Annotated in this window: 17 protein-coding genes; 11 read left to right on the top strand and 6 right to left on the bottom strand. The window is 72.5% G+C overall.

Features of this window, described 5'->3' with window-relative positions; translation table 11 throughout:
- Positions 1–103 precede the first annotated feature (103 nt).
- Complete coding sequence (locus tag ACFYM0_RS04320) at positions 104–1,411, top strand: ROK family protein (RefSeq protein ID WP_388496342.1); 1,308 nt, start codon at positions 104–106, stop codon at positions 1,409–1,411.
- 102 nt (positions 1,412–1,513) lie between these two features.
- Here ACFYM0_RS04320 and ACFYM0_RS04325 read toward each other — a convergent pair whose 3' ends face one another.
- The gene (locus ACFYM0_RS04325; RefSeq protein ID WP_388496344.1) at positions 1,514–2,065 is read right to left on the bottom strand and encodes a hypothetical protein; all 552 of its coding nucleotides are present in this window, start codon (positions 2,063–2,065) and stop codon (positions 1,514–1,516) included.
- A 292-nt stretch (positions 2,066–2,357) separates the two neighbouring features.
- Between ACFYM0_RS04325 and ACFYM0_RS04330 the strand changes: the two genes are divergently transcribed.
- Both ACFYM0_RS04330 and ACFYM0_RS04335 read left to right on the top strand, forming a co-directional pair.
- Positions 2,358–4,148: a glycosyltransferase family 2 protein gene (locus ACFYM0_RS04330; RefSeq protein WP_388496345.1), complete on the top strand. Its 1,791-nt coding sequence runs from the start codon at positions 2,358–2,360 to the stop codon at positions 4,146–4,148.
- Positions 4,149–4,162: 14 nt separating this feature from the next.
- Positions 4,163–7,213 carry an SGNH hydrolase domain-containing protein gene (locus tag ACFYM0_RS04335; protein WP_388496347.1) on the top strand — a complete coding sequence of 1,017 codons (3,051 nt, stop codon included), beginning with the start codon at positions 4,163–4,165 and terminating at the stop codon, positions 7,211–7,213.
- Between the two features lie 32 nt (positions 7,214–7,245).
- Here ACFYM0_RS04335 and ACFYM0_RS04340 read toward each other — a convergent pair whose 3' ends face one another.
- Positions 7,246–7,533: a DUF6924 domain-containing protein gene (locus ACFYM0_RS04340; RefSeq protein WP_388496349.1), complete on the bottom strand. Its 288-nt coding sequence runs from the start codon at positions 7,531–7,533 to the stop codon at positions 7,246–7,248.
- A 200-nt stretch (positions 7,534–7,733) separates the two neighbouring features.
- On the opposite strand from ACFYM0_RS04340, the gene ACFYM0_RS04345 reads away from it, so the two are divergent.
- Together ACFYM0_RS04345 and ACFYM0_RS04350 are read left to right on the top strand one after the other, a co-directional pair.
- Positions 7,734–8,462 carry an SOS response-associated peptidase gene (locus ACFYM0_RS04345; RefSeq protein ID WP_388496351.1) on the top strand — a complete coding sequence of 243 codons (729 nt, stop codon included), beginning with the start codon at positions 7,734–7,736 and terminating at the stop codon, positions 8,460–8,462.
- A 341-nt stretch (positions 8,463–8,803) separates the two neighbouring features.
- A complete protein-coding gene (locus ACFYM0_RS04350) occupies positions 8,804–10,633 on the top strand; it encodes an IPT/TIG domain-containing protein (RefSeq protein ID WP_388496353.1) in 1,830 nt (609 codons plus the stop codon).
- 142 nt (positions 10,634–10,775) lie between these two features.
- On the opposite strand, the gene ACFYM0_RS04355 is transcribed toward ACFYM0_RS04350, so the two are convergent.
- On the bottom strand, positions 10,776–11,399 hold the full coding sequence (locus ACFYM0_RS04355; RefSeq protein WP_388496354.1) for a TetR/AcrR family transcriptional regulator: 624 nt from the start codon (positions 11,397–11,399) through the stop codon (positions 10,776–10,778).
- 148 nt (positions 11,400–11,547) lie between these two features.
- Here ACFYM0_RS04355 and ACFYM0_RS04360 point away from each other — a divergent pair, with 148 nt between their 5' ends.
- Together ACFYM0_RS04360 and ACFYM0_RS04365 are read left to right on the top strand one after the other, a co-directional pair.
- Positions 11,548–13,050 carry an APC family permease gene (locus ACFYM0_RS04360; RefSeq protein WP_388496356.1) on the top strand — a complete coding sequence of 501 codons (1,503 nt, stop codon included), beginning with the start codon at positions 11,548–11,550 and terminating at the stop codon, positions 13,048–13,050.
- Positions 13,051–13,058: 8 nt separating this feature from the next.
- Positions 13,059–13,949 (top strand): carbon-nitrogen hydrolase family protein, encoded by an 891-nt coding sequence (locus ACFYM0_RS04365; RefSeq protein WP_388496358.1) that lies wholly within the window; start codon positions 13,059–13,061, stop codon positions 13,947–13,949.
- 45 nt (positions 13,950–13,994) lie between these two features.
- Here the strand turns inward: ACFYM0_RS04365 and ACFYM0_RS04370 are convergent, their stop codons facing one another.
- The 3 genes from ACFYM0_RS04370 to ACFYM0_RS04380 are packed head-to-tail and all read right to left on the bottom strand — an operon-like array spanning position 13,995 to position 16,946.
- The gene (locus tag ACFYM0_RS04370) at positions 13,995–14,792 is read right to left on the bottom strand and encodes an amino acid ABC transporter ATP-binding protein (protein ID WP_388496359.1); all 798 of its coding nucleotides are present in this window, start codon (positions 14,790–14,792) and stop codon (positions 13,995–13,997) included.
- The gene (locus ACFYM0_RS04375) at positions 14,789–15,718 is read right to left on the bottom strand and encodes an ABC transporter substrate-binding protein (protein WP_388496742.1); all 930 of its coding nucleotides are present in this window, start codon (positions 15,716–15,718) and stop codon (positions 14,789–14,791) included. Before ACFYM0_RS04375 ends, ACFYM0_RS04370 begins: the two co-directional genes overlap by 4 nt.
- A 58-nt stretch (positions 15,719–15,776) precedes the next feature.
- Positions 15,777–16,946 (bottom strand): LLM class flavin-dependent oxidoreductase, encoded by a 1,170-nt coding sequence (locus tag ACFYM0_RS04380; RefSeq protein ID WP_388496360.1) that lies wholly within the window; start codon positions 16,944–16,946, stop codon positions 15,777–15,779.
- Positions 16,947–17,661: 715 nt separating this feature from the next.
- On the opposite strand from ACFYM0_RS04380, the gene ACFYM0_RS04385 reads away from it, so the two are divergent.
- The 4 genes from ACFYM0_RS04385 (at position 17,662) to ACFYM0_RS04400 (ending at position 21,877) form a co-directional block, all read left to right on the top strand.
- The gene (locus ACFYM0_RS04385) at positions 17,662–18,723 is read left to right on the top strand and encodes an amino acid ABC transporter permease (protein ID WP_388496362.1); all 1,062 of its coding nucleotides are present in this window, start codon (positions 17,662–17,664) and stop codon (positions 18,721–18,723) included.
- Positions 18,724–18,935: 212 nt separating this feature from the next.
- A complete protein-coding gene (locus tag ACFYM0_RS04390; protein WP_388496744.1) occupies positions 18,936–19,895 on the top strand; it encodes an amino acid ABC transporter permease in 960 nt (319 codons plus the stop codon).
- The gene (locus tag ACFYM0_RS04395; RefSeq protein WP_388496363.1) at positions 19,892–20,692 is read left to right on the top strand and encodes an amino acid ABC transporter ATP-binding protein; all 801 of its coding nucleotides are present in this window, start codon (positions 19,892–19,894) and stop codon (positions 20,690–20,692) included. The genes ACFYM0_RS04390 and ACFYM0_RS04395 overlap by 4 nt, the downstream gene beginning before the upstream one ends.
- Before the next feature lie 162 nt (positions 20,693–20,854).
- Positions 20,855–21,877 (top strand): transporter substrate-binding domain-containing protein, encoded by a 1,023-nt coding sequence (locus ACFYM0_RS04400; RefSeq protein ID WP_388496364.1) that lies wholly within the window; start codon positions 20,855–20,857, stop codon positions 21,875–21,877.
- The last annotated feature ends 52 nt before the right edge of the window (positions 21,878–21,929 follow it).

Genomic DNA, 21,929 nt, shown 5'->3' on the forward strand with positions numbered 1-21,929 from the left:
TGAGGGTCCAGTCAACCCCGCGCACCGCATCCACTGCGGAACACTGGGGCGGGACCCGGAGCCACGGGTGGCAGACTCTCGGGGACGGCAGTGAGGAGCACCGGTGAGGGCAGATCCGCGAAGCACGGAGCACGGCGGCGGGCGGGGTGATGCCGGCATCGGCCCCGTCGTGATCAACGGCCCGTCCAGGCCCGCCGGGAGGGCCTCCATCCGCCGCGCCAACCTCGGCCTCGTACTGCGTCTCCTGCGCGACGCCGGACCGCGTTCACGTGCGCGGATCGCCGATGACGCGGGGCTGCCCAGACCCACGGTCACCGGCCTGGTCACCGAGCTCATCGAGCTCGGCCTGGTGCGCGAGGGCGACGCCGAGCGGGACGGCTCCGTGGGCCGCCCCGGCCAGAGCGTCCGGATCGACGGCCGCGCGCTGTGCGGGATCGGCCTGGAGATCAACGTCGACTACCTGGCCGCCGTCGCCCTCACCCTGGGCGGGAGCACCGCCTTCGAGAAGCGGGTCGCCATGGACGTCCGCGGCGCCGGCCCCGAGGCCGTCCTGGACTGCGCCGCCGGGCTGGTCGGCGAGGCCCTCGCCACCCTCGACGCCGCCGCGATCGCCACGGCCGGGGTCACCGTCGCCGCCCCCGGGGTCGTCGACATCGCCGCGGGCACCGTCGTCTACGCCGCGAACATCGACTGGCACGACGTGGAGGCGGTCAGCGGGATCCGCGCCCGCCTGGGGCGCGGGGCGCCCGCACTGCGCCTGGAGAACGACGCCAAACTCGGCGCGGTGGCCGAGTACTTGGAGGCTTCCGCGGCCGGCATCCACGACCTGATCTACGTCACCGGCGAGACGGGCGTGGGCGGCGGCATCATCAGCGGCGGCCGGCTCCACCGCGGAGCCTGCGGGTTCGCCGGGGAGATCGGCCACATGCCGCTCGACCCGGGCGGCGCGCTCTGTGCCTGCGGGCGCCGCGGCTGCTGGGAGACCATGGTCGGGCTCACCGCCCTGCTGCGGCACGCCGCAGGCCCCGGGGATCCCGTACACGACCCCTCCCTCGACCTGGAGGCGCGGCTCACGGACCTCCAGGCGCGGGCGGCCGCGGGGGACGCCCGCACACTGGAGGCCCTGGACCGGATCGCGGACGGGCTCGGCCTCGGGCTGGCCCTGCTGGCGGACGTCCTGAACCCGCGCGCGGTGGTGCTCGGCGGGTACTTCACCTACTTCGGCGACCGGCTCGCCCCACGCGTGGAGCGGCTGATGGCCGAGCGCGTGATGGCCCCGGACACGGGCGGCTGCCGCCTCCTGCTGTCCACCCTCGGCTTCACCGCTCCGGCCCGCGGCGGAGCACTGCTGGCCCTCGACCCGGTGTACGAGGACCCCGCGCAGACGGTGGCGACGGCGACGGGGGCCTGACAGCCCGGCCCCGGGTCCTCCGGGTCCCGCCCCCGGCGATCCGGTGCCGACGCCGCGGCGGTGCCGCGAGCCGCGACCCCTGCATCCGTCACCGGCGGGTCCTCACGCCCCTGCGGTCCAGAACGGCCGGGCCTGAAGGGCCGCGGCGCGCACCGCGGCCCCGTCCAGGACCAAGGTGGCGTCCCGCAGTCCGCGTTCCGGCCACGCGCACGACAGCGCGAGCGGACCCGGCGGCGGCAGCGGCCACGTCCACAGCGTCAGCCGGAGGTCATGGCCGCCGTCCGGACCTCCCCAGGAGTCCGCGTACCCGCTGACGACCATCACGGGTCCGCGCCCGTCCCGCAGTCCGGCGTCCTCGTCCTGCACCACGAGGGTGCCGTCGCCGAGTCGAAGGCGGAAGGCCGGCTGCGCGGGCCCGGTGGAACCGGCGGGGTCATACGCCGGCCCTCCGGGCGGTGGCGACGCGCCGCGCGCGTGGGCTTCCACCTCGATCTCGAGCCCGGCCGGGTAGGCCAAGACCTGCCGGACGAGCACCACGAGCCGGTCCGTCCGGCCGATCACCGCCGGTCCCTCGACGTGTCCGCCGATCATGCGCGGCGGCGACTGCCAGTCGGGCAGATCGCCGGCACTCTCCCTGTCCGGATCCTCAAGCACGGCGCGAGCGTAGCCGGTTGGGGCGCATCCGGCGCGGCCGAAGCAGAAGGATCCCGCGGGTCCCGCCCGGCCGCGCAAGTCTTCGGTGTCTGTTCACTCGCCCGTGACCTGCATCTTCCCGGGCGGGGCCGGTGCGGCCGGTCGAATGGACGAAACAAAGGTCTGGACCACTCGAGATGCGCCAATCCCGTGGCCGATTGCGCTTGTTGGCCGTGCGGAAACAAATGGTCTATACCTCTGGCGCTATGGTGGCCACCTGAAACGGGCGCATAAATAAGCCGTGGGGGGCTTTATGAGCTTTCATCATCTTCCGCAACCTCCGTCCGACGAAGAGCTCTACTGGTACTTCGGCCCGCAACGACGCTGGGTCCTCATCAGCACGAGCCTCGCCTTCGTCTTCACCGCCGCGACCATGTTCACCTTCGCGCTGCGCACTCCGGCCCTGTGGGCCTTCCTCGCCGTCCTGGGGCTCAACCTGGTCGCCCTCGCCCTCTCCTCCGTGAACAGCCTGCGCCAGCGCAGGCTGACGCGACCCTCGCACGAGGTGCTCGTACGCGCCTGGCAGCCCGCCCGACTGCCGGGCGTGGACCTGTACTTGCCGACCTGCGGCGAACCGCTCCCCGTCCTGGACAACGCCTACCGCGCGGTCTCGGCCGTCGACTGGCCGGGCGCACTGACCACATGGGTCCTGGACGACGCCGACCGGCCCGAAGTCGCGGCGCTGGCGGCCTCGTACGGCTACGAGTACGTCGTACGGCCCGACCGGGGGCACCTGAAGAAGGCCGGGAACCTCAATCACGCACTGACCCTGAGCAACGCCGAGTTCATCGCGATCCTCGACGCCGACTTCGCACCCCGGCCGGACTTCCTGCGCCATCTCGTGCCCTATCTGGCCGACCCGGCCGTCGGGATCGTGCAGAGCCCGCAGTGCTTCGACACCGACGGGACCATGGGCTGGATCCAGCGGGCCGCGGGCTCCGCCCAGGAATGGTTCTTCCGCTGGATCCAGCCGTCCCGGGACGCGAGCGACGCCGCCATCTGCTGCGGCAGCAACGCCGTCTACCGGCGCGCCGCCATCGACCTGGCCGGCGGCTTCGCCCGCCTCGACCACAGCGAGGACCTGTACACCGGCCTCGCCCTGCACGCGCGGGGGTTCCGCACCCTGTACGTGCCGGTCCTGGTCGCCAAGGGCACCTCCCCCGACGAGGTGACCTCCTTCGTCAGCCAGCAGTACCGGTGGGCGATGGGCAACCTCCACCTGCTCACCTCGCCCGTCCTGCGGGGGATGGGCGCGCCCTGGCGGATGCGGCTGTGCTTCTACGAGGGCGTCGTCGGCTACCTGGCCGCCGCCGTGAACACCTTCGCGGCGCCACTGCCGCCCCTGGTGATGATGTTCTGGTACCCCGACGACATCCGGCCCTGGCACGTCCTGCCCCTGCTCGCCCCGCTGTGGCTCTGGCACGTGCTGCTGCCGCGGATCAGCAGGACCCGCTGGCGGGTGGAGGTGATCCGGGCGAACGTCCTGACGAGCGTCGCAGCCGCCACCGCCTTCCTGCACACCCTGCGCGGCCGCAGCGCCGACTGGGTACCCACCGGCACCCGGGGCCCCGCCCGATCCGGCGGGATGGCCCGCCGGGTGGTGGGCGTCTCGCTGCTCTGGCTGGTCCTCTCCAACGGCGCGGCCGCGGCGGGTCTGGCGCTGGCCGTGGCCCGCAACGGCTGGGAGCCCAACTGGGGTCTGCTCCTCTACTTCCTGGTGCAGTGCCAGATCAACGGCCCGCTGGTCCGCGACCTGATCACCGAGCTGCGGCCGGAGGCACCCGCCGCGCGCGGGGCGACGTCCGGGGAAACCTCCTCTTCCACCTTCTCCTCCACCCCCGCCCCCGCCTCCGCCTCCGCCGAGGCCGCCCCCGCTCCGGCCGGCGCCCGCCCGCGCAGTCTCGTACGGGCCTTCGCCCACCGCTCCCGCACCGGCGTGCTGCCGCGCCGCTGGCCCGAAACCCTCGCCGCCTCGGCGGTGCTCCTGCTCACCGGCCTGGTGGCATCCGGGTTGGTCAACCCCATGCTTCCCTGGCTGAGTTGAAAGGCTCCACCACCATGCACTCCCCCGTACGCTCCCCCGCGCCGTCCTCGCAGACGCCCGACCCGAGGCGCGACCGTCCGCGCGACGCCGCTCCACCACCCGGTCCCCCGGGTGCCCCGGGGCGCTCCGGCGAGTCCGGGCCCAGCCCGCACCGCTCGGCGTTCCGGCCCGACATCGAAGGGCTGCGCGCCGTCGCCGTCCTCGCGGTCCTCGCCTTCCACGCCGGCGTTCCGGGCCTCGCGGGCGGTTTCGTCGGCGTGGACGTCTTCTTCGTCGTCTCCGGCTACCTCATCACCGGCCTGCTCGTCCGCGAGGCGATCACCACCGGCCGGATCCGGCTCCTGGACTTCTTCTCCCGGCGGGCCCGCCGGCTCCTGCCGTCCGCCGCCGTCGTCCTCGGCGCGGTGGCCCTGGCCGGAGCTTGGCTGACCGTACCGCTGCGCCGCGCCGACCTCGAGTACGACGTGGTGGTTGCGGCGCTCTCCGCCGCCAACTGGCGGTTCGTCGCCCAGCGCACCGACTACCTCGCCGCCGGGCACGAGCAGAGCCCACTGCTGCACTTCTGGTCCCTCGCCGTCGAGGAGCAGTTCTACCTCGTCTGGGCGCCGCTGCTCGCCCTGATCGTGCTCGGCGCGGCCCGGGCCGTACGCCGCGGCCGCGCCGTGCGTGCCGCCGTGGCCCTGGCCGCCGTACCGGTCGTGCTCGCGTCGTTCGCGCTGTCGCTGCGCTGGACGGAACACTCCCCCTCCCTCGCCTACCTCGCCACGCCCTCGCGGGTCTGGCAATTCGGCGTGGGCGCGCTGGTGGCCCTGCTGCCCTGGCACCTCATGCGCGGCCCGCGCCCGCTGCGGCTGCTCTGCGGCTGGGCCGGGGGCGCGGCCATCGTCTGGAGCGTCTTCGCGTACGACGCGGCCACGCCCTACCCCGGGCACGCGGCCCTGGTGCCGACCCTGGGCGCGGCTGCCGTGATCCTCGCCGCCATACCGGGCCGGGGCGAGCGCAGCACACCGGGGATCTACGGGATCGGCCGGCTGCTCGCGGGGCGGGGTCCCCGGGCGGTGGGGCGGCTCTCCTACAACCTGTACCTGTGGCACTGGCCGGTGCTCGTCCTCGCCGAGGCCCGCTTCGGCGCCCAGGACTGGCCGGTGAAGGCCGCACTCACCCTGGCCGGCGCCCTCCCCGCCTACGCGACCATGCGCTGGGTCGAGCAGCCGCTGCGCCGCAGCCGCACCGTCTCCGAACTCCCGCGGCGCGGGCTGTCGGTGGGCATCACGGCCGTGGTCCTGCCGGTGGTTCTCGCGCTCGTGGTGGGCACCACCACGCTGAACCTGCTGGGTCCCGCGACGCCCGTCCACCTGGGCGGGCTGCCGCCGGGCGCCGCGTCCGGCCCGCACCTGCTCTCCCGTACGGGCTCCGCACCGCTGGAGGCCGGCCCGGTCGTGCCGGCTCCGGCGCAGGCGCGCAAGGACTTCCCGCCGGACGGGGACTGCGAGGTGGCGCCGGCCGTGACGCGCAGCCCGGACTGCCTGTTCGGCGCGGTGGACAGTCCGGACCGAATCGTGCTGCTCGGGGATTCTCACGCCGGCCAGTGGTTCTCGGCGATGCTGGCCATGGCCTCTCAACGGGGCTGGGCCCTGCAGGAGTTCGTGAAGCAGGGCTGCCCGCTGCCACGGCTGGCGGTGGACAGTCCCCAGCTCGGCCGCGCCTACCGGGAGTGCGACACCTGGCGCGGCGACACCCTGGAGCGGCTGCGGCAGCAGCCGAAGCCGCGGCTCATCGTCATCTCCTCCCTGAACCGCTACACCGCCGATGCCGGACTCCTCGCCGAGGGCTGGGAGAAGACCCTCGCACCCCTGCGGGCGATCGGTGCGCCGATCGTCTACATCGAGGACACCCCCGTACCGGGTACGGACGTCCCCGCGTGCGTCTCCGGCAGCCCCGAGGAGCCCGCCGTCTGCGCGTTCAGCCGTGCGGACGCCCGGCAGCCCGATCCCCTGGCCCGGCTGATCGCCTCCGGCGCCCTGCCCGGCGTACGCGCCGTGAGCGTGAATCCGGTCCTGTGCCCGGGCGACGGGCCGACGTGCCCGGCCGTGGTGGACCGCATCCTGCTCTACCGGGACGACGCCCACCTGACCAACGTGGCGGTCGTCGTCCTGACCCCGCGGCTCGAACGGCTGCTCACGGATTCCGGGGCGCTTCCCGCTGTGGGCGCGACCGGGAAACCAACGGCGCAGGCGCGGTCGGCGGGGTGGACCGAGGTGTTCCGCGACGGGTTCGACGGCCCCGCGGGCAGCCCGCCGTCCTCCGCCGACTGGCTGCACGACATCGGCACGTGCTACCCGGGCTGCCCCGCGGCCCAGTGGGGCACGGGTGAGATCGAGACGATGACCGACTCCACCGACAACGTCCGCCTCGACGGCAAGGGTGCACTGGAGATCGTCCCCACCCGCACGCACGGCGCGTGGAGCTCGGGCCGCATCGAAACCCGGCGCTCCGACTTCGCGGCCCCGCCCGGCGGAACCCTGCGGATCGAGGCCGCGATCGCCCTGCCCGAGGTGACCGGCGCCAAGGCGGCCGGCTACTGGCCGGCGTTCTGGACCCTCGGGGCGCCGCTGCGCGACGGGTACACGGGCTGGCCGGGCATCGGGGAGCTCGACATCATGGAATCGGTGAACGGCCGGGACAGCGTCTTCGCGACCATGCACTGCGGGACCCTCGAAGGCGGCCCGTGCCGGGAACCGGTGGGCCTGGGCTCGGGACCGCTGCCGTGCGGGGACTGCCGTACGGGCTTCCACACGTACGCCGTCGAGGTCGACCTCTCCCCCGGTGGCGAGGAGGTGCGCTGGTACCTGGACGGCCGGGTTCACCACCGGGTGGCCGCCTCCCGGATGGACCCGGGCACGTGGAAACGGGCGGTGGACCACGGACTGTTCCTGATCCTCAACGTGGCCATCGGCGGCGGCCTCCCCCTGGCCGACGGCGCGGCCCCGGGTCCGGACACCGAGCCGGGCCACCCGATGCGCGTCGACCACGTGACCGTCTCCACCCGGGCCCGCGCCGCGTGAGCGTGCCTTGCCCCCCGATCGACGGTGAGGTGTCAGTCCCGGCCAAAGCCGCGGAATGTCCCTGACCCGTCAGCCGCATCGGCGTACTCCGCGAAATCCATGTTCCAGAGGCTGAGGTGGGCCGACACGCGGGGAAACCACCGGACCGGAACCCTGAAGGTCCGCCCGGGCTCGACCTCGAGGTCGACTGCCAGAAGGGGGCGGCCCGGATCCTGGTGGATCCGGCCGTCCTCCGGCGCCGCGGCCTCTTCCTCCACCAGTTCCCGGACGTCCACGTCCGCGAGGCGGGCCTCGCTTACGTACGTGGCGTGGGCCACCACCAGCAAAGTCAGGTCATCGGGCCGGGGAAGAGGCATGGGTGCGATCCTCCCAGCCGGTGCTGACATCGACTGCCGGCCGGGACCCGTCGTCACACTCCCGTCGTCGCCCGGACGAGAGTGGGACGAGAGCGGGACGACAGATCCCAGGCGTCCGGCGGACTCTGCCCCTCCCTGCTCGGGAAGAGTGGGACAGTGGAGGCATGTGTGGTCGATACGCCTCCTCCCGGGCCCCGGAAGACCTCTCGGGCCTCTTCGACGCCCGGCTCGATCCGGGCCCGGCCCTGGGGCCCTCTTGGAACGTCGCGCCCACCGACGAGGTGTGGGCGGTGCTGGAGCGCGCCGACCGGGACACCGGGGAGATCGGGCGGCAGCTGCGTCCGGTGCGGTGGGGTCTGGTGCCGTCCTGGGCCAAGGACCCGGCCGTGGGATCCCGGATGATCAACGCGCGGGTGGAAACCGTCCACGAGAAGCCGGCCTACCGGCGTGCCCTGGCCAAACGCCGGTGTCTGCTGCCCGCGGACGGCTTCTTCGAGTGGGTCGCCGTACCGGCCACCGGTACGGCCAAGGCCTATAAGCAGCCCTACTTCATCCGGCCCGAGACCGGCTCCGTCATGGCCATGGCGGGGCTGTACGAGTTCTGGCGCGACCCCGCCGTCGCCGACCGGGACGACCCGGGCGCCTGGCTCACCACGGCCACGATCATCACCACCGAGGCCACAGACGCGGCCGGGCGCATCCATCCCCGGATGCCGCTCGCCCTCGACCCCGGCGACTACGAGGCCTGGCTCGATCCCTCCCACGAGGACACGACGGATCTCCGCGCCCTGCTCCACGCCCCCGCCGACGGCCGCCTCGCGGTGACCGCGGTCTCGACCGCCGTCAACAGCGTCCGCAACAACGGCCCCCACCTCCTCGACCCCGCCGGCTGACGCCGCGGCACCACATTCGACACAGCCGCACCGCCGCACCGCCGCACCGCAACCCCTCATCTTCTCGGAAATTCGTACGAGCGTGGGCGCCGATTTCGGGGTTTCCAACGGTTTGGCGGGACGATCCGGCATTTGGCGCCCGCCGCGCCCCGGCCGCTGCGATGCTTCCGCCGGTATCACCGGGCCGCCGTCCTTCCAACGGGCCCCGGAATACCGGCGAACGAGCGGCGCCGCCGGAGCAAGCTGCACTCCGGTTCGCCGTACGGGAGCGTCCGGCCGCGGCTTCCCGGGAGTATTCGCCTCCGGCCGCTGCCGGGCGGAGGCGAGAGGGGGAGACTTCGATGTCTTCGACTGCTGTGTTAAACGGACCGCGCACGCCGTGGCGGCGCCGACTGCTGGCGATGGCCGCGTCCTCGGCTCTGGCCGCGGGCGGCCTGACGGTGCTGGCGCCCTCCGCGTCGGCGGAGGGGGTGTGTGCCGCCCCCGTCCTGGTGGGTGCCACGACCACGATCACCTGCTCCGCGGGGGGTTCCGGAAGCGTCACGGTGCCGGAGGGCGTCTCCAGCAGTGTGGTGACCCTGGACGGCGCCGGGGGCGGGAACGCCGCCGACGGCACCGCCGGCGGCAAGGGCGCGCACCTCGTCGCGACCGTCCCCGCCACGCCCGGGCAGACCTTCAACGTGGCCGTCGGCCGGCGCGGCGCCAACGGGGCGGCCGGTACCCAGTTCGGCGTGCCGGGATTCGGCGGCGCCCTCGTCGCGGTGACCACCGCCGCCAACGCGCCCCTGCTGACGGCCGGTTCGGGCGGCGGCGCGGGCGGGGCGGGCATCGGCTCTCCCGCCTACCCGGGAGCGGCCGGCGGCGACAGCGGAAGACCGGGGGCCGACGGCAACGGCCTGGTCCCCGACGCCCAGGGCGGTACGGGCGGCGGCGCGGGCACCGACACGGTCGGCGGGGCCTCGGGGACCGGAGGGCCCGGCGCGGACAACGAGGGCCCGAACGGCTCCCCGGGCGCCTTCCCGAACGGCTCCGGCGGCGCCGCCGGCCAGGGCGTGTTCAGCCCGACGGGCGCCGGCGGCCGCGGCGGAGCGGGGTACGGCGGCGGAGGCCGGGGCGGGGGCGGCGGCAGATACGGCGCCACCGGTGGGGGCGGAGGAGGCGGTGGCGGCGGGTCCAGCCTGGTCTCCGGAACGGTTCCCGGCTCCCACGTCACCCTGACCGAGGGCGCCAACGCCGGTGACGGCCGGATCGTGTTCGCCTTCACCCTCCCGCCGACGGTCACGGCCGTCGGACCGGCCGCCGGACCCGCGGGTGGCGGTACGGCCGTGACAGTCACCGGCACCAACCTGACCGGCGCCGCCCTGACCTTCGGCGCGGGCAACCCCGCCACCGATGTCACGTGCACGGCCACCTCCTGCACCGCCACCGCTCCGGCCGGGGCCGGTACCGTGGACGTACAGGCCACCACCGCCGGCGGAACCAGCAGCCCCTCCCCCACCGGCCGTTACACCTACGTCCCCGTCCCCGTGGTGACCTCGCTCAGCCCCGCCGTCGGCACGACGGCCGGCGGTACGGTCGTCACCGTCAACGGGACCGGCCTGGACGGCGCCACCGCGATCGACTTCGGCGCCGGCAACCCGGCCACCGGCCTCTCCTGCACCCCCACGTCCTGCACCGCCACCGCGCCCGCCCACGCCGCGGGCCCCGTGGACGTCCGGGTCACCACGGCCGGCGGCACCAGCGCCGTCACCGGCCCGGGCCGGTACACCTATCAGCTCCCGCCCGCCGACATCGACGTGGACCTGACCGCACAGCCCGGCTTCAGCCTGCTGGTCCCCTACCTCACCTACACCCTGACCGCCCGCAACACCGGTCCCGGTACGGCCACTTCGGCGACGCTCACCGCGACCCTGCCGCCGGGTGCCTCCGCGAACACCCTGTCCCCCGGTTGCACGGCCGCCGGGTCCACCGTGACCTGCACCTACGGAACCATCGCCAACGGCGCCTCCGCCACCAAGACGTTCCGGGTGCCGCTGGGGCTGCTCTCGCTGGGCCGCGTCACGGTCTCCGCCACCCGTACGGCGTCCGCACCGACCGACCCGGGCCCCCTCAACGACGGCGCGAGCGCCAGCTGCACGGTCGTCTCCGTGCTCCTGGCCACCTGCCCCTGACCCGACCGTCGCACCCGTCCGCGGTCAGCCCTCAACGGGGCGACGTACGCACTCGATTGCCGCCGGCCCGCCTCGTGACGAGGCGGGCCGGCGGCGCGTCCGGGGCGGACTCAGGAAGGGCCGGACTCAGGAAGGGCCGGACTCAGGAGGCGTCGGCCGACTCCCGGCCGGTCAGCTCGTGGCCCGTGACGGCGCGGGCGTAGGAGCGCAGGGCGGCGATGACCTCGGTGCGCGTACGCCGGCCGGCGAGGACCTCCATCTGGTAGCCGTCCTCCATGGCGACGAAGTTCGCGGCGAGCAGGCGGGGCGGATCCTGGAGCAGGAAGTGTCCCTGGGCCTGCCCGAGCACCAAGATGGCGGAATACACCGCGATCTGTCGCTCCGTCAGTGCGCTGTCGAGCGCCGCCGCCCGGGCGTCCCGAAGGCAGCGCGGCCAGTACTCGAAGAGCAGCCGCGTCAGCGCGTCGTCGGGGCCGCCGGCGACTCCGTGGTCGATGCAGGCCCGCAGTTTGTCGCGGGCGTCGTCGAAGCGGTCCGCGGCCTCCTCGCGCTCCTGGCTGTAGCGCTCGATGGCCTGCTGGTACGTGGCGTGGACCAGGGCGTCCAGATCGCCGTAGTAGAGCACGGCGGCGGGGGTGACCCCGGCCTGGTCGGCGACATCGCGCAGCCGCAGGCCCTCCAGTCCGCGAACCAGTACGGCGCGCTCCACCGCCTTGCCCAGCTCGGCCCGGCGGTTTTCCTTGCCGGTCCCCTTCCTGGCTGCCACGCCATCTCCTCCAGAGGTCGATCGTCTGAATCTCGGTTTAACGATATCGCTCTATCTATTGACGGTCCAGGAAGCTCAGGTCTTAAATCTCCGTTTAACGCAGCGTCTCACGCTCTGCGCACCACACCTGCGGCCTCCAGGAGGCATCATGACCAACCCGACCGACACCGGGGCCAGAACCGGGCCGGCGCCCACCCCCGTCGGCAAGGGGCTGCGCGGCGGCTCCGTGGGCCTGCTCGCCTCCGTCACCCTCGGGCTGTCGTCCGTGGCACCGGCGTACAGCATCGCCGTCACCCTCGGCTTCGTGACGCTCGCCGTGGGAGACCTGGCCCCGGCCGCCCTGCTCCTGGGATTCGTACCGATCCTGCTCACCGCCTTCGCGTTCCGCGAGCTCAACCGCGAGATGCCGGACTGCGGCACCAATTTCGTGTGGACCACCCGCGCCTTCGGACCGGTGGCCGGCTGGTTCACCGGCGGCTGGGTCGTGATCGTCGCCACCCTCATCGCGATGACCGCCCTGTCCCAGGTCGGCGCCGTGTACCTGTTGAACCTGCTCGGTCTGCACTCCCTCGCCGAGAACGATGCCGCCGTCACGGTGACCGCCCTGCTCCTGCTGGCCGCGTGCACCTTGGTCTCCGCCCGGGGACTGCACCTGGCCGCCTCCGTGCAGTACGTGCTCCTCGGACTCCAAATGGCGGCCCTGCTCGGTTTCGGCGCGGCCGCCTTCGCCCGCGACGGGGCCGTCACCCCCTCCCTGGAGTGGCTCGACCCCAGCGCCTTCGACGGATTCGGGCCCTTCGCCGAAGCCGTCCTGCTCTGTCTGTTCATCTACTGGGGGTGGGACTCCCTGCTCGCCGCGAACGAGGAGACCCGGGACGGCGAGCGCGTGGCCGGGCAGGCCGCCGTCATCTCCACGCTCCTGCTCCTCGGCACCTACCTGTTCACCGCGTTCGCGGCGATCAGCTTCGCCGGCACCGCAACCACGGGCCTGGGCCTCGGCAACGCGGAGAACGCCGCCGACGTCCTCACGACCCTCGCTCCCCCCGTACTCGGCGGGGCACTCGCCAAGGTGATGGAGCTCGCCGTCTGCGTCTCGGCGGTCTCGGCCCTTCTCACCTGCCTCGTCGGCAATTCCCGAGGCACCTTGTCCATGGCCGCCCACGGCGCCCTGCCGCGCGCCTTCACCCGGATCCACCCCCGGCACCGCACGCCCGCCTTCGGGACCCTGGCCTGCGGAACGGCAGCGGCCGGCACGCTGGTCCTGCTCCGGCTCGTCTCCGCGGACTTCCTCGGCGACGCCGTCCTGTGTGTCGGGCTGCTCATCGCCTGCTACTACGGCACCACCGCCCTGAGCTGCGTCTGGTACTTCCGGCGGAGCCTGCGCGATTCGCCGCGCAACCTCCTGCTGCGCGGCGTCCTGCCCCTGCTGGGCGGCGTACTGATGCTGGCGGCCTTCGCCCGCAGCGCGCACGACATGTACGACCCCTCATACGGGAGCACCTCCTTCCACGGTGTCGGCGGGGTCTTCCTCCTCGGCACCGGCTCCCTCGCCCTGGGCGCCCTGGCCCTGCTCGCCGCCCGCGCCCGGTTCCGCCCCTTCTTCCGCGAAGGCCGCACGTCGGTCGCCGCGCTCACCGTCACCGAGGACTGACCACACCCATGCGCACTCTCGCCATCGCCGCCCTTCAGACCACCCCTGTGGCCCACGACCTCGAAGCGAGCTGGCAGCGCTTCAGCGACCAGGTCCGCGCCACGCACGAGCTCTTCCCCCACGTGCAACTCGTCATCGCCCCCGAGCTCCTGCTCGCCGCCGAGGGCCCGCTGCTGCGGCCCGCGCCCGACGACTGGATGGAGCAGGCAGCCGTCACGATCCCCGGACCGCTCACCGACCGGATCTGCTCCCTCGCCAGGGAGACCGAGATGTGGCTGGTCCCGGGAAGCCTCTACGAGCGCGCCGAGGACGGCCACATCTACAACACGGCCATCGCGGTCTCGCCCGAGGGCGAGATCGTCGCCACCTACCGCAAGGTCTTCCCCTGGCAGCCGTACGAAAAGGCCCGCCCCGGCCACGAGTTCACCGTCTTCGAGCTCCCCGGCATCGGGCGGGCCGGCCTGGCCATCTGCTACGACGGCTCCTTCCCGGAGACGGTCCGCCAACTCGCGTGGCTGGGAGCGGAGATCGTCATCCAGCCCACGCTGACACCCACCAGGGACCGGGAGATGGAGCTGGTCTGCGCCCGCGCCAACGCCTGGACCAACCAGGTGTACGTGGTCAACGTCAACGCCGCCGACCCGGCCGGGGTCGGCGCCAGCGCGATCGTCGACCCCGAGGGCACCATCCGCCAGCAGGCCGGCCCCGGCGAGGAGGTGCTCGTCGACGTCCTGGACCTCGACGCCGTCACCCGGGTGCGCCGCTACGGTTCCACCGGGATCAACCGGCCCTGGGACCAGCTGGCCCGGTACGGGGAGTCCATAGCCCTCCCGATGTACGGTGGCGCGGCCTTCCGTACACCGCACTGGCTGAAGGAGCTGAGGAGGCTCGCCGGCTGATCCCTCTCGTGTTCTCCCTCTCGTGGCCTCCCTCTCGTGTTCCCCTCACCACATCTTGGCGAGGAAGGCGCGCGTGCGGGGGTGCTGCGGGTCGTCCAGGAGCGCCCCGGGCGGTCCCTGCTCCACGACGGCCCCGCCGTCCATGAAGACGACGGTGTCGGCGACCTCCCGGGCGAAGCCGAGCTCGTGGGTGACGACGAGCATGGTGGTTCCGGTGCGTGCCAGGTCCTTGATGACGTCCAGGACCTCGCCGACCAGTTCGGGGTCGAGCGCCGAGGTCGGCTCGTCGAAGAGCAGCACCTTCGGCTCGAGCGCGAGCGCGCGGGCGATGGCGACCCGCTGCTGCTGCCCGCCGGACAGCTGCCGCGGGTAGGCGTCCGCCCTCTCGCTCAGACCCACGCGTTCCAGCAGCCGGCGGGCCGTCGCCCCGGCCTCCTCCCGGGACCGGCGCAGCGCGGAGACGGGAGCCTCGACGAGGTTCTCCAGCACGGTGAGGTGCGTGAAGAGGTTGAAGTCCTGGAAGACGAACCCGATGTGGGTCCGCTGCTTCAGCACCTCCTTCTCCTTGAGTTCGCGCAGCTTGCCGCGGTGGCCGCGGTAGCCGATGAGCTCGCCGTCGACGCTGACCCAGCCTCGGTCGACCTTCTCCAGGTGGTTGATGGTGCGCAGGAGGGTGGACTTCCCCGAACCGGAAGGCCCGAGGATCACGGTGACCTCCCCCGCCCGGACCTTCAGGTCGACCCCGCGCAGCACCTCCAGGGGGCCGAAGCTCTTGTGGACGCCGCGGACCTCCACCATGACGCGTTCGGGGGCGCGGCTGTGGTCGCGGTCGTGGTCCCTCATGTGTGCTCGGCCGGGTTGATCTGCGAGGTGTCGATCGCGGAGGGGGTGGTGCCCCACTTCTTCAGGATCCGCGCGTAGGTGCCGTCCTTGATCAGCTCGTTGACGGCGGCCTGGAACGCGGGGGTCAGCGCAGAGCCCTTCTTGAAGGCGAAGCCGACGTCGAGGCGGTGGTACTCGCCGAGGAAGGTGGTCTGCGCGGCGGGCTGCGCGGCCTGGTGGCGCAGCCCGTTGATCGTCGACATGACGACGTCGATCCGGCCCTGCTGGAGGGCCGTCGTCACGGCCCCGGTCTCGGAGAAGACCTTGACCTCGTACGGCTTCTTCCCGGCGGCCGCGCAGACCTCCTTCTGCGCGGTCAAGGTCTTCTCGAACGTCGTACCGGCGCCGGTGCCGATGGTCAGCCCACACAGCTGGGTGAGGTCGGAGACCTGGCCGGTCAGGGCGGTGTTGCCCGTCCGGACCGCGAAGCCCTGGCCGTCGTTGATGTAGGTGACGAAGTCCACGGACTTCAGGCGTTCGGTGGTGACGCCGAAGTTCCCCGTGCCGACGTCGTACTTGCCGCTGCCCAGGGCGGGGAGGATCGTCTCGAAGGAGGCGTCCTGCCGCTCCAGCTTCACGCCGAGGACCTTGGCCACCGCGGCCGCGATGTCGATGTCCTGGCCCGCGGGCGGCTTGTCCTGTCCGTTCGGGTAGTACGCCGACGGAGGGGATCCGACGGAGCCGCCGAGTCGCAGGCTGCCCGCCTTGCGCACCTCTGCCGGGAGCAGGGCGGCGATCGGCTCGACGGCGCGGACGGCGGCGACCGGATCGTCGGCCGGCGCGGGAGAGACGAGGGCGGCGGCCGACGGAAGGGATCCGTCACCTGAGCCGCAGGCCGTCAGGGTGGCCAGCAGGGGGAGGGGCAGGAGTACGAGCGCGGTGCGCAGGCGTCCGCGGAGCCCGGCGCCCTTCCCGGTCCGGACCGGGGCCCGTTCGCGAGGGGGCTCATCCGCGCACCGCCGTCAGGGTCTGGCGGGGGAAGCCGGCCTCGGACCGGGCGCCGAGTCCGGGGTCCCGCGCGGCGTCACGCTTGGCGACTTCCTCGCGGACGAGCGGGATCACGTACCGGCCGAAGTCGACGGCGTCGCCGAGCAGGTCGTAGCCCCGGGCCGACAGGATGTCCACGCCGAGGTCGTGGTAGTCCAGCAGCGCCTGTGCCACCGTCTCCGGGGTGCCGACCAGGGCGTTGGAATTGCCCGCGCCCCCGGTGGCGGCCGCGGTCGGGGTCCACAGCGCCCGGTCGTAGCGCTCCCCGGCCTCGGCGATGGCGATCAGGCGCTGCGATCCGGCGTTCTGCGGGGCCGCGGCCTCCGAGACTCCGTTGCGGTGGCGCTGCACGGTGCCCGCCCGCCTGCGCTCGCGGATGGCGCCCACCGTTCGGTGGGCCTTCTCCCAGGCCAGCTCCTCGGTCGGGGCGATGATCGGGCGGAACGCGACCTGGATGCGGGGCGCTTCGGTACGGCCCGCGGCCCGCGCCGCCGCCCGTACGGCTTCGATCTGCTGGGCGGTCTGTTCCAGGGGTTCACCCCACAGGCAGTAGATGTCCGCCTCGGCGCCGCCGGCCGCGTAGGCGGCGGGTGAGGAACCGCCGAAGGAGACCTTCGGGCGGGGCTGCTGGACGGGGAAGACGTCGCTGACGAAGTCGTGGAAGCGGTAGTGCTCCCCTTCGTGGTCGAAGGGCTCGTGGGTGGTCCAGATCTTCTTGACGATCCGGATGTACTCGCGGGTGCGGGCGTAGCGCTCGTCCTTGCCGAGGACGTCGCCCTCGCGTCCCTGCTCGTGGTCGTTGCCGCCGGTGATGAAGTGGACGGCCAGGCGGCCGCCGCTGATCTGGTCGAGGGTCGCGAAGGTCTTGGCGGCGAAGGTGGGGTACGAGACGTTGGGCCGGTGGGCCAGCAGGATCTGCAGCCGTTCCAGCTTGCTCGCGATGTACGCGGCGGCCGGCGCCGGGTCCGGGGTACCGGAACCGTAGGCGAACAGCACCCGGTCCCAGCCGTACTCCTCGTGCGCCCTGGCCAGCCTGAGCGTGTACTCCTTGTCGAAGGCGGCGCCGGATCGTGCGGTGGTTTCGGAGCCGTCGTTGGTGGCGGCTATGCCGAGGAACTCCACGGGCATGGGTGTGGCCTTTCGCAAGAGCGGCGGATCGCGCCCGGGCAGGGTGAACCACCCGCGGAGCGGCGATGCGTGATGAGCCGTCAGTCCCGCAGGCTCGGGACGGAACGGAGTGGCGCTGCGGACGAAGCGGGGCGGGACGGCCGGGCAGGGGTGCGCGACGGTGCGGGCGTGACGGTGTGGGCGTGACGACGCAGGGCAGGGCAGGGCATTTGGGTGCGGCGGCAGCGCGCGTCCGGGTTCGCGACAGCCCGTACCCTGCGGCGGTGACGGCCCGCAGGACGGTTGCGCAAAGGGAGTTCTCGGCCCGCAACGGGGTCACCGAGGGAGGGAAGGGCCGGTCAGACGGCCCGCTGCCGCGTCAGGCGCAACAGGCCGCGGACCACACCCGACCGAAGTCGATGTAGTCGCGCGAAACCAGGCGCTGATGGGCGTTCATGCGACTACTTGAACAGTACGAAGCTCTCTTCGTCAAGCGACGGACCGGATGCCGGACGGGCCCGACCGTCCGCTGAACCGCGCACTGTTGACACGTTCGTGCCGCGGCCGCATACGATCGGCGGCGTTCCGGCTCCGCCTTGCGCGCAGGCCGGTCCGGCCGTGTTGAGGGACACGGCGAGCGTGACGACGACCGTACCCGTGCCCGCACCCGTACCCGTGGCCGTGTCCGGCAGCCCCTGCCGCGCCCGCCGTCCCTCCCACTCTCCGGAGTACTTCCATGACCACCGTTTCCGACGTCTCAGACTCCGGTGTTTCCGGCTCAGGCCATTCCGGCTCAGGCCATTCCGGCTCCGGCCATTCCGGCTCCGGCGATTCCGGCGCGCCTCGCGGGCCCCACGCGTCCCCCGCATCCGCCCCCGGTACCGAGCCACCGCCGATCGTGCCCCGCCGGCGCGTCGGCCGCCGGTTGTCCGCCGCCGCCGCGCTGCTGGTCTTCGCGATGGTGCTGGCCTCAGTCGTCCGCAACGACGCCTTTCAATGGGGCCTGGTGGGACGGTACTTCACCACCTCCGCCGTGCTCGACGGGCTGCTGCTGACCCTCTGGCTGACCGGCGTGGTGATGGTCCTCGGGTTCCTGTTCGGCACCCTGCTCGCCGTGATGAGGCTGTCGGCCAACCCCGTCCTGCGCACCCTGAGCTGGGGCTACGTGTGGATCTTCCGGTCCACGCCGCTCCTCGTGCAGCTGCTGTTCTGGTTCAACATCGGCGCCCTGTACCCGACGCTCGGCCTGGGCATCCCCTACGGCCCCCAGCTCTTCACCGTCACCACGGTGAACCTGCTCGGCCCGACCCTCACCGCCGTCATCGGCCTGACCCTGCACGAGACCGCGTACGCCGCCGAGGTGGTGCGCGGCGGCATCCTCTCCGTGGACCCCGGCCAGACCGAGGCCGCGCAGGCGCTCGGGCTGAGCAGGCGCCGCACGCTCTACCGGATCGTGGTTCCCCAGGCAATGCGCTCGATCGTTCCGACCGCCGGGAACATGCTGATCGGCACCCTCAAGGGCACCAGCATCGTCAGCGTGCTGGCCGTGCACGACCTGCTGTATTCGGTGCAGTTGGTCTACAACCAGAACTACCAGGTCATCCCGCTGCTGATGGTGGCCACCCTCTGGTACGTCGCCGTCACCACCGTGCTCGGCGCGGGCCAGTACTACGTGGAGCGGCACTACGCGCGCGGCAGCTCGCGCGGCCTTCCGCCCACGCCACTGGGGCTGCTGCGCGTCCGGGTGGCCGGACTGCGGGGCCGCCTGAACTCGGTGACCGCACCGGACGGCCGCTGAGTTTCATTTCACCAAGAGGCGTTTTATGTACGGCGGATGAAATCGGAACACGACTTCAGGCATCCGGATATCCAGGCCGTTGACACCCCTTCTCCGGGCTGCCTAGCTTACGCCGCAGACAAAGAGATATCGGCGGCCTCTCCTGTTCGGCTTGACGGCTGCTTTTCGATTCTGCGCCTATTCGATGCCGTGGAGTGTCCTTGACCGAATCACTGCTCCTCTCCGCGCCCGCCGGTCCCTCCGGGCCGCCCGGGCCGCCCGGGCCGGCCGAGCGGGTCCTCCCGCTGCGCCGGCCCGGCCGGTGGGTCGCCGGCATCGTCGTCCTCGTCCTCGTGTCGCAGGCCGCCCACGGGCTGATCACCAATCCCTTCTACCAATGGGACCGCTTCGCATACTGGTTCGCCCGCCCGGTGATCCTGGACGGGCTGCTCATCACCCTCCAGGTGGCCGCGTACAGCGCGGTCCTCGGTCTGGCCGGGGGCGTCCTCCTGGCCCTCGGACGGCTCTCGGGCAGCCCCGTGCTGCGGTCGGTGAGCTGGACCTACATCTGGCTGCTGCGCTCCGTGCCGCTGATCGTCGTCCTGCTCTTCCTCTACAACCTGAGCGCCCTGTACCCGACCCTCAGCATCGGTGTGCCCTTCGGGCCCGCCTTCCTGACCTTCGACGAGTCGCGGCTCGCCACCGACATGGTGGTCGCGGTGGTCGGACTGAGCCTGAGCGAGGCCGCGTACGCCGCCGAGATCGTCCGGGCCGGCGTGCTCTCCGTCGACCAGGGGCAGCAGGAGGCAGCCGCGGCCCTGGGACTGCCCAAGCGGTACCAGTTCGCCAGGATCGTCTTCCCGCAGGCGCTCCGCTCGATCGTGCCCTCCTACGTCAACCAGCTCATCGGCCTGCTGAAGGCCACCTCACTGGTCTTCTACGTGTCCCTGCTCGACCTGTTCGGCTCGGTACAGAGCCTCGGCAGCACCTATCCCGGCGACGTGGTGCCGCTGCTGCTGGTGGCGACCGTCTGGTACGTGATCCTCACCAGCCTGGTCTCCGTCGTGCAGTACTACGTCGAACGGCACTACGCCCGCGGAGCCCTGCGCACCCCGGCGCCGACTCCCCTCCAGCGGGCCCGGGCCGGGCTGCGCGACCTGCGGATCCGCTATCGGAAGGAGACGGCCCGATGACCGGGAGCGCGAGTACCACCGCCGCCACGATCCCGCGGCCGGCCGCCATCGAGGTGCACGACGTGCACAAGTGGTTCGGCGGCCGGCGGGTCCTCGACGGGGTGAACCTGACCGTCGCGCCCGGCACCGTCACCGTGATCCTGGGACGCTCCGGATCCGGCAAGTCGACCCTGCTGCGGGTCCTGAACCATCTGGAGAAGCCCGAGGCCGGCCACGTCAGCGTCGGCGGCGAGCTGATCGGCGTCCAGCGGCACGGGGGCCGGCTCAAGGAGCTGAGGGAACGGGCGATCCTCGCCCAGCGCGGCCGGATCGGCTTCGTCTTCCAGAACTTCAACCTCTTCCCACACCTGACCGTACTGGACAACGTGGCCGCGGCCCCGGTGGCCACCGGCCGGCTGTCCCGGCCGCAGGCACAGGCCCTGGCGCAGGAGTTGCTGCGCCGCGTGGGGCTCGGCGACCGTGGCGGCGCCTACCCGCGACAGCTGTCGGGCGGGCAGCAGCAGCGGGTGGCCATCGCGCGGGCCCTGGCCCTGCGGCCGGGGGTCATCCTCTTCGACGAGCCCACTTCGGCGCTCGACCCCGAGCTGGTCGGCGAGGTGCTCTCCGTGATCAAGGACCTGGCCACCGGGGGCACGACCCTCGTCATCGTGACCCACGAGATCGGCTTCGCCCGCGAGGTCGCCGACGAGATCGCCTTCCTCCACGAGGGCCGCATCGTGGAGCAGGGCCCGCCCGCGCAGGTGCTGGACCACCCCGCGCACCCGCGGACGCGGGAGTTCCTGAGCAAGGTGCTCTGAGCTCCCCGCCTCGGCTCCCCTTCTCCTTCCCACGGCTTCCCCTGCCTACGGCTTCCCCTGCCACGGCTTTCCCTGCCACGGCTTTCCCTGCCACGGCCTTCCCTGCCTCACCCTCCCCGCATCGGCCTTCCCCGCATCGCCGAACACCCGAAAGGCAACGCCATGCAACACCCGTCCTCCCTGCGCAACAGACTCGTCCGAGGCCTCGGCGCCACGACCGCCGCCATCGCCCTCGCCGCCGGACTCACCGCGTGCGGCGGAGACGCGAAGGCCACCGGCAGCACATCGGGCTCCGGCAAGGTGACCATCGGCGCCTTGTCCAACGGGGCCGCGCAGCAGGCCGAGCTGTCCGTCCCCGTCGTCGAGTCCCTGCGCGCACAGCTCCCGAAGGCCGTGCGCGACAGCGGTGAGCTGGTCATCGGGGTCGGCGCCCTGCCGGCCGGCTTCCCGCCCCTCGCCTACGTCGGCACCGACCAGAAGACCCTCACCGGAGCGGAGCCCGACCTCGGCCGCCTCGTCGCCGCGACCCTGGGCCTGAAGCCGGTGGTGAAGAACTCCACCTGGGAGAACCTCTTCGTCGGCATCGACAGCGGCAAGGTCGACGTGGCCTTCTCCAACGTCACGGTCACCGAGGAGCGCAAGAAGAAGTACGACTTCGCCTCCTACCGGCAGGACAACCTGGCCTTCGAGGCCCTGAAGGAGAACACCTGGGAGTTCGGCGGCGACTACCGCAACCTGGCGGGCAGGACGGTGTCGGTCAGCAAGGGCACCAACCAGGAGAAGATCCTCCTCGAGTGGCAGAAGAAGCTCCAGTCCGAGGGCAAGGACATCACGGTCAAGTACTTCCCCGACGCGAACAGCGTCTACCTGGCCCTGAGCGGCAAGAAGATCGACCTCAACTTCGGTCCGAACCCGTCGATCGCCTACCACATCACCCAGACCGCGAGCGGCAACGCCCCGACCCGCAAGGCCGGTTCGTTCTCCGGCGCCGGCGAGACCCTCCAGGGACTGATCGCCGCGACCGCGAAGAAGGACAGCGGACTGGCCGAGCCCGTGGCGCAGGCCATCAACCACCTCGCCGGAAACGGGCAGTACGCGCAGCTCCTCACCGCCTGGCACCTCTCCGACGAGGCCGTGACCACCTCCCAGGTCAACCCGCCCGGGCTGCCCACCACCAATTCCTGATCCCGCGGCCGTCCCCGGCCCGGGCAATCCCACGGAAGGAGGGTTCCGCCCC

Origin of the sequence: Streptomyces sp. NPDC006487 (assembly GCF_042870555.1) — a bacterium.
GTDB lineage: Bacteria > Actinomycetota > Actinomycetes > Streptomycetales > Streptomycetaceae > Streptomyces.